Source organism: Streptomyces sp. F001 (assembly GCF_004187715.1).
Classification (GTDB): Bacteria; Actinomycetota; Actinomycetes; order Streptomycetales; family Streptomycetaceae; genus Streptomyces; species Streptomyces flavusporus.
Window position 1 is genome coordinate 199,957 of sequence record NZ_QZWF01000005.1, and the last position, 13,792, is coordinate 213,748.

The following is a 13,792-nucleotide window of genomic DNA, read 5'->3' on the forward strand; positions in this document are numbered from 1 at the left end:
ATGCAGATCCGGCTGACCGTCGTAGACCCGCTGGGCCCGCCCGCACCCGCCGACGCGCAGGGCCGCGCCGCGAGCCGCGACGTGCTGGTCACGGCCCCGGCCGGCACGGCTCTGTCGGCGGTGGCCTCCGCACTGGCCTCGGCGGTCTCCGGAGACGGCGGTGCCCCGCTGTCCGGAGCCGTGGTGCTGTACGCCGGTGCGGAGCGCCTCGACCCACAGCGCTGCACGCTGGGCGAGCCCCCGCTGCTCGACGGCGCCGTCCTGTCCGTGGGCGCTCCGGCCGAGCCCGAGCCCCACCCGGAGGTGGACGACGCCCCGGCCCGCCTCGACGTGATCGCCGGCCCCGACGCCGGCGGCGTCCATCTGCTGCACGGCGGCCAGGTCCGCATCGGCCGCTCCGCCGACGCCGACGTCCCGCTCGACGACCCGGACGTCTCCCGGCTGCACTGTGCGGTGACTCTCGACACCGAGGGCCGCATCTCGGTCGCCGACCTCGGCTCCACGAACGGCACCACCCTGGACGGCACGCGCGTGGGTGCCCGCCCGGTCCGCTTCACACCGGGCGTGCTGCTGCGGATCGGCGAGTCGACCCTGCGCCTCGCCCCCGCCGGAGGGCCGGGGGCGCGGATGCGGACGGCCCCTGACGGGGAGGGACACGTTCGGGTGTCTCCGACGCCGGACGAGACCCACGCGCGCGCGAACACCCCGGCCGACGGGACCCGGCACACCTACGGCCCGGCGGCGGACCTGGAGGCGCCGGCGAGCGGGGGACGACGGTTCGGCGAGCGGGGGCGCAGCGAGGGCGTGACGGCGAGGCGGGGGCAGCTTTGCGGGGGCGGCGCAGGACGGCCCGCGGGCGGTGTGTCGGGGGGCGCACTGCGTGATGGTCGGCGGGCACCTCACAGGACATGCTGCGGTCCGGTCCGGTGGGCGAGCCGTCTGCGGGCACGGTTCACGACGAACCGCGTCGAATCCGCGCGGCACGGCACAGGACAACCCGCGGTCGGATCACGCAGCCACGGCTCAGGACAGCCGCCGGAGCACCCCGGCAGCCGTACCCCCGAGAGCCGGCGGACACCCCCGGCCGGTGCGCCCCAGGACGGCCGCCATCCCTTCCCCACGTCCCCCGCATCGCCCGGCGGCTCGGAGCACGGGCCCGTCGAGGCGCCCCTCGTTCCGGAGCAGGGCGGCGCTCCACGGATCGAGACCCGACAGGATCCGCACCCCGACCCGCACCCGCGTCCGCACCCGGGCTCCGGACCGGCGGCGCCCCCCGGCGGCGAGACGCACGCCGGATTCGGCGTAGGACACCTCGACGGCGTGCCGGCCGGCGAGGGCCGCCGCAAGGGCACCCCGCTGCGGGGCATGGACGTACCGCAGGGCGTGCGCAGGCGCGGAGGGCTCACGGCGTGGGCGCGGCGGCTGGCGGTGGGCGGGCCGAGCAGGGAGCGGCCGGACGATCCGGGGTGTACGACGCCGAAGCGGCCGCTGGAGCGGCGGGGCACGCCGCCGGGGCCACGGCACCGGAGACATGGCCGGACCCGGCGGCCCTGCTGCTGACGGCCCTGGGGCCGGGGCCGCGGCTGTGGGAGCGCGGGCCGGGCCATCCGGAGGCGCTCACCGTGCGGCTCGGCACGGCCGACCGGACCGCGCCCGACGGTTTTGGACTGCTGCCCGCGGTGCCGGTGACCGCCGACCTGCGCGAGGCCGGGGCACTGGGCCTGGCCGGGCCGCGCCCCCGACTGGCCGGGCTGGCGCGCGCGGTGCTGGCCCAGCTCGCCGCCCTGCACGCGCCCGATGCCCTGGAAATCGTCCTGATCAGCACGGACCGCTCGCGCTCCATCGAGGAGCGCACCGCCGAGTGGTCCTGGCTCGGCTGGCTTCCGCATGTCCGCCCGGCGCACGGCCAGGACTGCCGCCTCCTCCTCGCCCACGACCGCGAACAGGCCGCGGCCCGCACCGACGAACTCCTGCGCCGCCTGGAGGACCACCTCACGGACCGGCCGAGCGCCACCCGGCCCCCGGCACCGCCCACCGGCCCCCGCCCGGCGGACACCTCCCCGAGCCGCCGAACAGCACGCCACCGCCCGGCACCGCCCCTGCCGCCCCCTCGACGCCCCTCCTGGGCCCGGGACGACGGACCGGAGGACGAGGAGCCGGGCGGCGGCTTCGCGGGGCCGTACACCGTGGTCGTCGTGGACGGCGATCCCGGCGGTGCGGGACTGCGGGACGCGGTGACGCGGCTGGTCGTGGAGGGGCCCCGCGCCGGCATCCACGTGGTGTGTCTGGCCGAGACGGACCCCGCCTCGCCCGCGTCGCCCGTCACCGAGACCTACGAGGCGGCCTGCGCGGTGGCGCCGGCGTTCCGGGAGTGCGGGGCCGTCGCGCTGCTCAGCGGTGACGTGGCGACGGCGTTGCGGCTGCTGCGGGTCGCACGGGCGGGGACAGCGCAGGGAGATCGGCCGGGCCCCGTGGGGCACGGCACGGTGGCCGCCGTGGACGCCGTCTCCCCCGCGTGGGCCGAGCGGTTCGCCCGGGCGCTGGCGCCGCTGCGTACGGATGCCGCCGCCGATGGGCGGCACGCGCGTGTGTCGGCGCCGTTGCCGCAGGCGGCACGGCTGCTGGACGAACTGGGGCTGGCCCGGGCCACGCCGGCGTCATTGATGGCGCGCTGGGCGGACGCGGCCGACGACACCGAGGCGCTCGGCGGCCGGGCGTGCGCCGTGCTCGGCGCCGGGCCGCGCGGGCCGGTCGGCGTGGACCTCGTCGCCGAGGGCCCACACCTGCTGGTCGAGGGACCACCGGGCAGCGGACGTACGGAACTGCTGCGGGCGATCGTCGCCTCGCTCGCCGCGGCCGAGCGGCCGGACCGGCTCAGCGTGGTCCTGATGGACGGCCGGGACGGTGTGAGCACGGGCCGCGGGCCCGGCGACGGACTGCGTGTCTGTATGGACATCCCGCATGTCACCACCCATCTCCTCGCCAACGACCCGGTCCGTATGCGGGAGTTCGCGCAGTCCCTGTCGGCCGAGCTGAAGCGGCGCGGCGAGCTGCTCGGCCGGTCGGACTTCGCGGAATGGCACACCGGGCGTGTGGTGTCGGGCCGGATGGTCGCCCAGCGCTCGGCGAGCACGGCCGGTGCCGGGGATCTTGACACCCCGCCCAGTGCCACACTGCGGCTGCGGCCCGCGGCTCGCAGGGAGGCGGAGGCGACGCCGCCGCTGCCCCGGCTCGTCGTGGTCGTCGACGATCTGGACGCCCTGGTGTCACCCCCGCTGGGCTCGCCGGGACGGCCCGCGGCCGGGTCCGTGATGCGTGCGCTGGAGGCGGTGGCCCGGGAGGGCGAGCGGCTCGGCGTCCACCTCGTGGCCGCGGCGGGCCCCGGGGGCCGTACGGCGGAGACGGAACCCGCGCGGAGGGCCTCCCTCCGCGTCGCCCTCGACGCACCCACCGCGGGGCCGGACGAACCGGCGCCGGGGCGAGGCCGGCTGACCCGGCCCGACGGACGGGTCACGCCCTTCCAGGGCGGTCGGGTCACCGGCCGCATCCCGCGCACGGCGACGCTGCGGCCGACGGTCGTTCCCCTGGAGTGGCAGCGGATGGGCGACCCGCCGACGCGCCGTCCCGTACGGGAGTTGGGGAACGGGCCGACGGACCTGGCACTGCTGGCGAGCGCGTTGGAGCGGGCGGCGCGGGAGGTTGCGGCGCCTGAGGTGCCGTCACTTCTGTAGCCCGCGGCTTCGGCCACCCCGAGTCACGACGCGGTCACGATCACCCTCTTGACACCGTACGCGCTCTTGCCGACCCCACCTCCCCGGCGTAGACCAGAGCGCACGGGACAGCGCTCGAACGTTCGACGAGGAACGAAGAACGGGGCCGTGATGCACAGCAGGAGCAACACCACCAGCCGGACACGGACACGCAGGGCCGCTCGGGCCGCCGCAGCCGCACTGGCGGGAGCGCTCGCGTTCTCGCTCACCGCCTGCGGGGGCGACGACGGCGACGGCGGCAACGAAACCGACGGCGGCGCCAACGAGACCGCCAGCACCGTCACCCTCCCCAAGCTGAACGGCGAGACCCTGGAGGTCGCCGCCGTCTGGACCGGCCCGGAGCAGGCCAACTTCAAGAAGGTCCTTCAGGAATTCGAGAAGCGCACGGGCGCCAAGGTCACCTTCGTCCCCGCGCAGGACCCGATCATCAACTTCCTCGGCTCGAAGATCGCGGGCGGCGCACCGCCGGACATCGCGATGCTGCCCCAGGTCGGGGCGATCAAGCAGGCCGTGGACAAGGGCTGGGCGAAGCCGGTCGGGGCGGAAGCCCAGGAGCAGTTGGCCAAGAACTACTCGCAGGGCTGGCAGGACCTCGGCAAGGTCGACGGCAAGCAGTACGGCGTGTACTACAAGGCCGCCAACAAGTCCCTGATCTGGTACAACACACAGGTCCTCGAGAACGCGGGCGCCGAGGAGCCCAAGACCTGGGACGACCTGCTCACCACCGCGCAGACGGTCTACGACTCCGGTGTCACCCCGTTCTCGATCGGTGGTGCCGACGGCTGGACGCTGACCGACTGGTTCGAGAACGTCTACCTCTCGCAGGCGGGCCCGGAGAAGTACGACCAGCTCGCGCAGCACGAGATCAAGTGGACGGACCCCTCCGTGACCGAGGCGTTGACGACGCTCGCGGAGATCTGGGGCAAGAAGGACTACATCGCGGGCGGCGCGGACGGCGCCCTGCAGACGGAGTTCCCGGCCTCGGTGACCCAGACCTTCACCGGCGGCGACCAGCCGAAGGCGGGCATGGTCTTCGAGGGCGACTTCGTGCAGGTCAACATCGCGGAGACGGACGCCGAGGTGGGGACGGACGCGAAGGTGTTCGCGTTCCCGGCGGTCGGCGACACCGCGCCGGTGGTCTCCGGCGGTGACGCGGCCGTCATCCTGGAGGACTCCAAGGCGGCGCAGGCGCTGGCCACCTTCCTGGCCTCGCCGGACGCGGCGACCATCCAGGCGGAGCTCGGCGGCTATCTGTCGCCGAACAAGAACGTGGACCCGTCGGCGTATCCGAACGCGGTGCAGCAGGAGATGGCCAAGTCGCTGGTCGCGGCCGGCGACGACTTCCGCTTCGACATGTCCGACCAGGCCCCGCAGGCGTTCGGCGGCACGCCCGGCAAGGGCGAGTGGAAGGCGCTGCAGGACTTCCTGAAGAACCCGAAGGACGTCAAGGGCACCCAGGAACAGCTGGAGGCCGACGCGGCCGCGGCGTACGGGAACTGAGCCGACGATGATGTCGTCGGCGCCGACGGCAGGGGTCCCGGAACCGAAGATTCCCGGGGCCCCTCCCCGTAAGCACAAGAGCGTGACCGGCACCCGCAGGACCGTGGCAGCCCTCTTCCTGCTGCCCGCCCTGGTGCTGCTCGGCGCGCTCGTGGTCTACCCGATCGGGTACTCGGTCGTCCGCAGCTTCTACGACCAGTCCGGCGACGGCTTCGCCGGATTCGACAACTACGAGGCCCTGTTCACCGACGACGGCATCCGCACCGCGCTGAAGAACAACATCATCTGGGTGGTGTTCGCCCCGACGATCGCGACCGCGCTGGGGCTGATCTTCGCGGTGCTGACCGAACGGGTGCGCTGGGGCACGGCGTTCAAACTGGTCGTCTTCATGCCGATGGCGATCTCGATGCTCGCGGCGGGCATCATCTTCCGCCTGGTGTACGACCAGGATCCGGACAAGGGCATCGCGAACGCGGTGTGGGTGGGTGTGCACGACACGTTCGCCCAGTCGTCGGCGTTCCCGAAGGCGCATCCGGGCCGTGAGTCGCCGCTCGAAGCGGCCGGCGGCGGCGCCTTCGTCACCAAGGAGCCCGTCCGCCTGGGCGAGCCGGTCGCCCTGCCCCTGGTCGGCGTCGCCCCCGACCAGATGCCCGGCGACGCCGCGAGGGCCGTAGCGGCGAAGGCCGACCCGGGCAAGGTCACCGGCACGACCTGGCAGGACTTCACGCGCGGCAAGGGCGTCGGCACCCTCGGCGCCCCGGACGCCTCCGAGCTGGGCTATCCCGGCATGAGGATCGAGGCCGTCAAGGACGGCAGGGTGGTCGCGTCGACCACGGCCGCCGACGACGGCACGTTCACGCTCCCGGCCGCCGCCGAGGGAGCCCAACTGCGGCTGCCCGCCGACAACTTCAAGGAGCCGTACAACGGCCTGGACTGGCTCGGCCCGTCCCTGGTCACGCCGGCCATCATCGGCTCGTACATCTGGATGTGGGCGGGCTTCGCAATGGTGCTGATCGCGGCGGGACTGGCCGGCGTCCCGCGTGAACTGCTCGAAGCGGCCCGCGTCGACGGCGCCAACGAATGGCAGGTGTTCAGACGGGTCACGGTTCCGCTCCTCGCACCTGTCCTCGCGGTCGTCACCGTCACGTTGATGATCAATGTCCTGAAGATCTTCGACCTGGTCTTCATCATCGCCCCCGGCTCCTCCCAGGACGACGCGAACGTGCTCGCCCTGGAGCTGTACCGCAAGGGCTTCTCCGAGGACCAGCCGGGCATCGCCAGCGCGATCGCGGTGTTCCTGCTGCTTCTGGTGATCCCGGTGATGTGGTTCAACGTCCGCAGGCTCAGGCGGGAGGTGCGGCGATGACCACGCAAGCCGTGACCAAGGAGTCCGGCAAGGCCAAGGCGTCCCTCGGCTCCCGCCTCGCCGAAGGCGTCAGCGGCGGTCTGGTACGCGTCTTCCTGATCGTCGTCGGCCTGTTCTGGCTGGTGCCGACGATCGGTCTGCTGCTCTCCTCGCTGCGCACTCCGGCGGACATGAACGAGAGCGGCTGGTGGACGGTGTTCACCGAGCCCGCCCAACTCACCTTCGAGAGCTACGACAAGCTGCTCCAGAACAGCGACATCACCGACTCGTTGGTGAACACGATCCTGATCACGGTGCCGGCGACCGTGCTGGTCGTGGTCATCGGCTCGCTCGCGGGCTACGCCTTCGCATGGATGGAGTTCCCGGGCCGCGACTGGTGGTTCCTGGCGGTGGTCGGCCTGCTGGTCGTGCCCGTGCAGGTCGCGCTGATCCCGATCGCCGAGCTCTTCGGCAACATCGGCCTGTTCGGCTCGATGCTCGGCGTGATCCTGTTCCATGTCGGCTTCGGTCTGCCGTTCGCGGTGTTCCTGCTGCGGAACTTCTTCGCGGAGATCCCACGCGAGCTGCTGGAGGCGGCCCGGCTGGACGGGGCCGGTGAACTGCGCCTGTTCGCACGGGTGGTGATGCCGCTGGGCGGGCCGGCGATCGCGAGCCTGGGCATCTTCCAGTTCCTGTGGGTGTGGAACGACATGCTGGTCGCGCTGGTGTTCTCCGACTCCGGCAGCCAGCCGATCACGGTCGCACTGCAGACGCAGGTACGGCAGTTCGGCAACAACATCGACGTCCTGGCGCCCGGCGCGTTCATCTCCATGGTGATCCCGCTGGCCGTGTTCTTCGCGTTCCAGCGGCAGTTCGTGTCCGGTGTGATGGCAGGCGCGGTGAAGTAACCGCGGAAGCAACACCGTTGGGGCGGGCCGACCGGCCCGCCCCTTCGCGTTCCCGGCGAATCCCCGTGACGCCCTCCTGGTAGCCACCGTTCCGCAACCTTCTGGTCACTTCACCGTCACCGAAAGCCACTGATCGCCGTTTCACCTGACAGGAGCCCGTATGTCCCGTAGTTCGACGCAACCCACCTCGAAAGAACGACATGCCCCGTTTCAGCATCATCGTCCCCTCGCACGGGGTGAAGGGCCTGCTGCCCCGGACCCTTGACTCGGTCCTCGCCCAGTCCTACGGCGACTTCGAGCTGATCACGGTGTGCGACGAGCCGGAGACCCCCGCAGCGGACATCACTGCCGAGTACGCCAAGCAGGACAGCCGGGTGGCGCCCGCGTACTCGCCGCCGTCCGCCGGCCTGAGCGCGGCGCGCACCACCGGCCTGCGCGAGGCCACCGGCGCCTATCTGCTGTTCCTCGACGGCGACGACACCCTCGTACCGGGCGCGCTGGCCGCACTGGACGCACGGCTGCGGGAGACGGGCCCGGTGGACGTACTGCACTTCGAGCACGAGCGCGTGCACTGGCGGAGCGACCCCACGCACACTCCCCCGCTCCCGCCGACCCCCGCGGGAACCTTCACTCCCGATGCGGCACCGCGGCTGACCTCGGTGGACCGCCCCGCCTGGAGCGCGGCCTATCGCCGCGGATTCCTCACCGCCCACCAGCTCGTCTTCCCTTACGGGCACTTCACGGACCTCGGCTGGGGCGGGATGGTGACGGTGACGGCCGAGCGGATGGCGGTGCTCCGCTCGGTCGTCGTACGGCATCTGCTGCGCCCGCAGGGCAGCCGGCTCGATCTTCCGGGCGCGCACCAGCTCGATCTGCTCGACCAGGTCGAACTGGTGCTGTTCCAGGCCGCCGAGCAACGTCTGTCCGCCGCGCGGCGCGACGCCCTGTTCGACCAGCTCTTCGCTGTGGCCCTGAGGACGGCGGCCGATCCCCGCCGGCTGCCCGCGCGGCACCGCCGCGCCTTCTTCCGCCGGGCGGGCGTGCTCTACCGCCGCCATCTTCGGGCCGGCCACCGCGCACCCGGCGGCAGCGTCGGCGTACAGCACCGGCTGCTGGCGCTCGGGGCCTACACGGCGTTCCACGCCCTGCGTCACGCCCACCGGTCGGCGACGAGAGCCCGCGACGGCATCTCGTCACCCGGGTGGCGCAGCGGCGGTGCGGCCTGGCTGCGGGCCGGGATCCGCGGGGTTACTCGATGACGAGCTCGACCGGGATGTTGCCGCGGGTGGCGTTGGAGTACGGGCAGACCTGGTGGGCCTGCTCGACCAGCTTGCGCCCGGTCGTCTCGTCCACGCCTGCGGGCAGCTCGACGCGCAGGGTGACGGCCAGCCCGAAGCCCTCGCCCTGCTTGCCGATGCTCACCTCACCGGTGACGGCGGCATCACTCACGTCCACCTTGGCCTGTCGGCCGACCAGGCCGAGAGCGCTGGCGAAACAGGCGGCGTAACCGGCGGCGAAGAGCTGCTCGGGGTTGGCGCCCTGGCCATTGCCGCCCATTTCGGTCGGGATGCCCAGCTGCAGGTCCAGCTTGCCGTCGGAGGAGACGGCGCGGCCCTCGCGGCCGTGGGTGGCGGTGGCGACAGCGGTGTAGAGCGCGTCCATGGAAAAACATCCCTCTCAAGTCGTCTTCCGGCGGCCTGTCCGGCCGGCCTGACGCATCAATTAGAGCACACAATTCAATTGCGCACAACTAAATGGCGGGCAAGAGCTACCCTGGGACCATGACGACCACGCCCACAGCGGACTGGCTCCGCCTCGACCAGCAGATCTGCTTCTCCCTGAACGCGGCGTCGCGCGCCTTCGGCGGTGTCTACCGCGTGATCCTCAAGGACCTCGGGCTCACCTACCCGCAGTACTTGGTGATGCTCGTGCTGTGGGAGCACGGCGACCTGCCGGTCAAGAAGCTGGGCGAACACCTGCGCCTCGACTCCGGCACCCTGTCACCGCTCCTGAAGCGGCTGGAGGGGGCCGGACTGGTGCGCCGGGAGCGCAGTACCCACGACGAGCGCTCGGTCGAGGTCCACCTGACCGAGGACGGCGCCGCCCTGCGCGAGCGGGCGCTTCAGGTACCGCGCCGTATCGCCGCGGCGACCGGCTTCGACATCGACGAGATCCACGAGCTGCGCACCCGCCTCGACCAGCTCACGACGGCGCTCGACGCGGCGGCCCGGGCGGAGGCATCGGGCGCCAGCTGAACGCACGCCGCGTCACCTGCTTGACTGAAGCGGACATCACGCGGGTGCTTCGCCGTGAGGCGGACACCGCACAGGCCAACTGACGAGGGGACGGCCGTACATGACCTGGCTGATCACCGGCGGCGCCGGCTATATCGGGGCGCACGTCGTACGCGCGATGACCGAGGCGGGCGAACAGGCGGTCGTGTACGACGACCTGTCGACCGGCATCGCCGAGCGCGTGCCGGACGGCGTGCCGCTCGTGGTCGGCTCGACGCTGGACGGTGAGCTGCTGGGGCGCGTGCTCACCGAGCACTCCGTCACCGGGGTCGTCCACCTGGCGGCGAAGAAGCAGGTCGGCGAGTCGGTGGACCTGCCGCTGCACTACTACCGGGAGAACATCGAGGGCCTGCGCGTTCTGCTGGAGGCGGTCACGGCGGCCGGCGTGCCCTCCTTCGTGTTCTCGTCGTCGGCGGCCGTGTACGGCATGCCGGACGTACACCTCGTCACGGAGGAGACGCCGTGTGCGCCCATGTCGCCGTACGGCGAGACGAAGCTGGCCGGTGAGTGGCTGGTCCGTGCGACGGGACGCGCCACCGGCCTGTCCACGGCGTCCCTGCGTTACTTCAACGTGGCGGGTGCCGCGAGCCCCGAGCTGGCGGACGTCGGCGTCTTCAACCTCATCCCGATGGTCTTCGAGAAGCTCACGGAGGGGGCGCCCCCGCGCATCTTCGGCGACGACTACCCCACCCCCGACGGGACCTGCATCCGGGACTACATCCACGTGGTGGACCTGGCCGAGGCCCACGTGGCGGTCGCCCGCGCTCTGCAGGCCTCCCCCGGCCGCGACCTCACGCTCAACATCGGCCGCGGGGAAGGCGTTTCGGTACGCGAGATGATCGACCGCATCAACGCCGTCACCGGCCACCACCGCCCGCCGACGGTCACCCCACGCCGCCCGGGCGACCCGGCCCGCGTCGTCGCCTCCGCCGACCGCATCACCGCCGAACTGGGCTGGAAGGCCCGGCACGACGTCCAGGACATGATCACATCGGCGTGGGACGGCTGGGTACGGCAATATCCGGGGGCGGTGCGGGACTAGGGCCTGTCCGGCGGATCATGCCGGAATCGCGGGGCCTGGCACGCCCATCTGCGCCGATCAGTCACCGCCCGTTGGAGCCGGCCTGATCCGCCGGACAGGCCCCAGGGCTGTCTCCGGTCACAGCGCCTTGACCGCCGCCGCGGTCGCCCGGGCCAGGGACGCCAGGTATCCCTTGGGCAGCTTCGGGCTGCGGATCACCACCGATCGCCAGTACAGCGGCCCCGAGATCAGGTCGAGAGCAAGCTCCTCGTCGACGCCGTCGCGGAGCTCGCCGCGCTGCTCCGCCGCCGCCACGATCTTGCTGGCAACCCCCTCCTGCCCCTCCCGCAGGGCCTTCTGCAGGGCCTCGGCGATCTCCGGGTTGCGGGCCGCCTCCGCCTGGAGGTCGGGGATGATCTGCGAGGCCACCGGGTGCCGCAGCGCACGGGACGTCACCTCGTACAGCAGCCGCAGATCGCCCTCCAGCGAGCCCGTGTCCGGCGCGGGCAGGCCCTGCACCGCTATCGCCGAGACGACATCGAGCACCAGGTGCAGCTTGGAACGCCACCGGCGGTACACCGCGGTCTTACCGACGCCGGCCCGGCGGGCGATCCCCTCGATCGACATCCGCGCATAGCCGACGGCGGCGAGCTCCTCGAACACGGCCGCCCGGATGGCTTCCGTCACGTCCTCGCGAAGTACGGCCGCTCCTGCGGGGGTCCGGCGGCGCGGACGCGTCTGGGGCCCGTCGGCGTTCGTCGTCATGCGGACCAGCATAGGGCGTTACGACGAAACGGTTGCGTTCTGACGCCGGTGACGTTGCGACGAAACGGTACCGTCCTCCGCTCTCGCGCCACCCGGTCGGCCCGGCACGTCACGACGATACGGTCCCGTCCCGACGGATACGGTTCGACGAAACGGTTGCGTTCTGACGCCCACTGGCCATACGCTCCCGTTGCGACGATACGGTCCCGTCCCGACGTAAGAAAACGTGAAGAGACGCGTAAGGAAACGCCGGAAGACGCACACCTCGACCGCACGCACGCATCCCCACCCCCGACCGAAAGCAGCGGATGTGAGCCAGGTCCTCGACACACCGCCCCTGAAGACGGCCCCCACCCCGGCGGCCCCGGCCGACGACGACCTCGTGGCCCTCGCCGCCCGCCACGGCCTCTCGGTCAGCGGCGCCCGCCCGTCCCTGCCCCAGTACGTCCGCCAACTGTGGGCCCGCCGCCACTTCATCGCGGCGTTCTCGACGGCCAAGCTCACCGCCCAGTACAGCCAGGCGAAGCTGGGCCAGGTCTGGCAGGTGATGACCCCGCTGCTGAACGCGGCCGTCTACTACCTGATCTTCGGCGTGCTGCTGCAGACCAAAAAGGGTGTGCCGGACTACGTGCCGTTCCTGGTCACGGGCGTGTTCATCTGGACGTTCACCCAGAGCTCGATCCTCGCCGGCACCCGCGCGATCTCCGGCAACCTCGGCCTCGTCCGCGCCCTGCACTTCCCGCGCGCCGCGCTGCCGATCTCCTTCTGCCTCCAGCAGCTTCAGCAGCTGCTGTTCTCGATGGCCGCCCTGGTCGTCATCCTGCTCTTCTTCGGCGTGCCGGTCGCCGTCTCCTGGGTGCTGGCGATCCCGGCCCTGGTCCTGCAGTTCACCTTCAACGCGGGCGTCTCGATGATCCTGGCCAGGCTGGGAGCGAAGACGCCGGACCTGGCACAGTTGATGCCGTTCGTGCTGCGGACGTGGATGTACGCCTCCGGCGTGATGTTCAGCATCGACCACATCCTCAGCCGCCACACCGATCTTCCGTCCTGGGTGGGCACCGTACTCCAGGCCAACCCCGCCGCCGTCTACATCGACCTGATGCGGTTCGCGCTGATCGACAGCTTCCACGCGAGCCAGCTGCCCCCGCACGTCTGGGCGCTTGCGACAGGCTGGGCGCTGCTCGCCGGAGTCGGCGGCTTCATCTACTTCTGGAAGGCTGAGGAGACCTACGGCCGTGGCTGAGCACACCAACGGGAACACGCCCGACCTGACCCCCACCGTCATCGCCGACCACGTCGACATCGTGTACCGCGTCAACGGCACGGGCGCCGGCCGGGGCTCCGCGACCGCCGCCCTCAACCGCATCCTGCGCCGCAAGAAGGCCGAGAAGGCGGCGGGCGTGCGCACGGTGCACGCGGTCCGGGACGTCTCCTTCGTCGCGTACAAGGGCGAGGCGATCGGCCTGATCGGGACCAACGGCTCCGGCAAGTCGACCCTGCTCAAGGCAGTCGCCGGCCTCCTCCCCGTGGAGAACGGCCGGATCTACACGGGCGGCCAGCCCTCCCTCCTCGGCGTCAACGCGGCCCTGATGAACGACCTGACGGGTGAGCGCAACGTCCACCTCGGCGGCCTCGCCATGGGCATGTCCCGCGAGCAGGTCAAGGAGCGCTACCAGGAGATCGTCGACTTCTCCGGCATCAACGAGAAGGGCGACTTCATCACCCTCCCAATGCGCACCTACTCCTCCGGCATGGCCGCCCGCCTGCGCTTCTCCATCGCCGCCGCCAAGGACCACGACGTCCTGCTCATCGACGAGGCCCTCGCCACCGGCGACCGCAAGTTCCAGAAGCGCTCCGAGGAACGCATCCGGGAGCTGCGCAAGGAAGCCGGCACGGTGTTTCTGGTCAGCCACAGCAACAAGTCGATCCGCGACACCTGCGACCGTGTCCTGTGGCTGGAACGCGGCGAGCTGCGCATGGACGGCCCCACCGAGGACGTCATGAAGGAGTACGAGGCCTTCACCGGGGACGCCAAGCCGAAGCCCAAGCCCAAGCCGAAGGCCGCAGCCAAGCCGGCGGAGCCGACGGTCGCCCAGCCTTCCTGACGTCGCGACGGCCACCGACGGACGACGGGGCGCCCCGGGCCTGAACGGCTTGGGGCGCCCCGCTGTCGTACGTACCGACGCCGG

The 13,792-nt window shown here is 71.9% G+C and carries 9 protein-coding genes and 2 pseudogenes; 9 read left to right on the plus strand and 2 right to left on the minus strand.

The window, feature by feature from the left end:
- The 5 genes and pseudogenes from StrepF001_RS21105 to StrepF001_RS21125 all read left to right on the plus strand — a co-directional run.
- A pseudogene (locus tag StrepF001_RS21105) lies at positions 1-3,731 on the plus strand (FHA domain-containing protein).
- Between the two features lie 150 nt (positions 3,732-3,881).
- Entirely contained in the window at positions 3,882-5,270 is a 1,389-nt protein-coding gene (locus StrepF001_RS21110; RefSeq protein WP_129800078.1) for an ABC transporter substrate-binding protein, read from the plus strand.
- A gap of 82 nt (positions 5,271-5,352) precedes the next feature.
- Complete coding sequence (locus StrepF001_RS21115; protein ID WP_129799795.1) at positions 5,353-6,636, plus strand: sugar ABC transporter permease; 1,284 nt, start codon at positions 5,353-5,355, stop codon at positions 6,634-6,636.
- Positions 6,633-7,523: a carbohydrate ABC transporter permease gene (locus StrepF001_RS21120; RefSeq protein ID WP_129799796.1), complete on the plus strand. Its 891-nt coding sequence runs from the start codon at positions 6,633-6,635 to the stop codon at positions 7,521-7,523. The genes StrepF001_RS21115 and StrepF001_RS21120 overlap by 4 nt, the downstream gene beginning before the upstream one ends.
- A 200-nt stretch (positions 7,524-7,723) precedes the next feature.
- Positions 7,724-8,701 (plus strand): annotated as a pseudogene (locus StrepF001_RS21125) (glycosyltransferase family A protein); the annotation flags it as partial.
- A 70-nt stretch (positions 8,702-8,771) separates the two neighbouring features.
- Here the strand turns inward: StrepF001_RS21125 and StrepF001_RS21130 are convergent.
- On the minus strand, positions 8,772-9,185 hold the full coding sequence (locus tag StrepF001_RS21130) for an organic hydroperoxide resistance protein (protein WP_129799798.1): 414 nt from the start codon (positions 9,183-9,185) through the stop codon (positions 8,772-8,774).
- Between the two features lie 119 nt (positions 9,186-9,304).
- Here StrepF001_RS21130 and StrepF001_RS21135 point away from each other — a divergent pair, with 119 nt between their 5' ends.
- Together StrepF001_RS21135 and galE are read left to right on the plus strand one after the other, a co-directional pair.
- Positions 9,305-9,778: a MarR family transcriptional regulator gene (locus StrepF001_RS21135; protein WP_129799799.1), complete on the plus strand. Its 474-nt coding sequence runs from the start codon at positions 9,305-9,307 to the stop codon at positions 9,776-9,778.
- Between the two features lie 100 nt (positions 9,779-9,878).
- Complete coding sequence (galE, locus tag StrepF001_RS21140) at positions 9,879-10,859, plus strand: UDP-glucose 4-epimerase GalE (protein WP_129799800.1); 981 nt, start codon at positions 9,879-9,881, stop codon at positions 10,857-10,859.
- Between the two features lie 117 nt (positions 10,860-10,976).
- Here galE and StrepF001_RS21145 read toward each other — a convergent pair whose 3' ends face one another.
- Entirely contained in the window at positions 10,977-11,615 is a 639-nt protein-coding gene (locus StrepF001_RS21145; protein ID WP_129799801.1) for a TetR/AcrR family transcriptional regulator, read from the minus strand.
- Positions 11,616-11,913: 298 nt separating this feature from the next.
- Between StrepF001_RS21145 and StrepF001_RS21150 the strand changes: the two genes are divergently transcribed.
- Together StrepF001_RS21150 and StrepF001_RS21155 are read left to right on the plus strand one after the other, a co-directional pair.
- Positions 11,914-12,846: an ABC transporter permease gene (locus StrepF001_RS21150; RefSeq protein ID WP_129799802.1), complete on the plus strand. Its 933-nt coding sequence runs from the start codon at positions 11,914-11,916 to the stop codon at positions 12,844-12,846.
- On the plus strand, positions 12,839-13,708 hold the full coding sequence (locus StrepF001_RS21155) for an ABC transporter ATP-binding protein (RefSeq protein ID WP_129799803.1): 870 nt from the start codon (positions 12,839-12,841) through the stop codon (positions 13,706-13,708). Before StrepF001_RS21150 ends, StrepF001_RS21155 begins: the two co-directional genes overlap by 8 nt.
- The last annotated feature ends 84 nt before the right edge of the window (positions 13,709-13,792 follow it).

Bases quoted from the DNA above. Each gene is read 5' to 3' on its own strand.
- StrepF001_RS21110 (WP_129800078.1), top strand. From the start codon at position 3,882: ATGCACAGCAGGAGCAACACCACCAGCCGGACACGGACACGCAGGGCC.
- StrepF001_RS21120 (WP_129799796.1), top strand. From the start codon at position 6,633: ATGACCACGCAAGCCGTGACCAAGGAGTCCGGCAAGGCCAAGGCGTCC.
- StrepF001_RS21130 (WP_129799798.1), bottom strand. From the start codon at position 9,185: ATGGACGCGCTCTACACCGCTGTCGCCACCGCCACCCACGGCCGCGAG.
- StrepF001_RS21135 (WP_129799799.1), top strand. From the start codon at position 9,305: ATGACGACCACGCCCACAGCGGACTGGCTCCGCCTCGACCAGCAGATC.
- galE (WP_129799800.1), top strand. From the start codon at position 9,879: ATGACCTGGCTGATCACCGGCGGCGCCGGCTATATCGGGGCGCACGTC.
- StrepF001_RS21145 (WP_129799801.1), bottom strand. From the start codon at position 11,615: ATGCTGGTCCGCATGACGACGAACGCCGACGGGCCCCAGACGCGTCCG.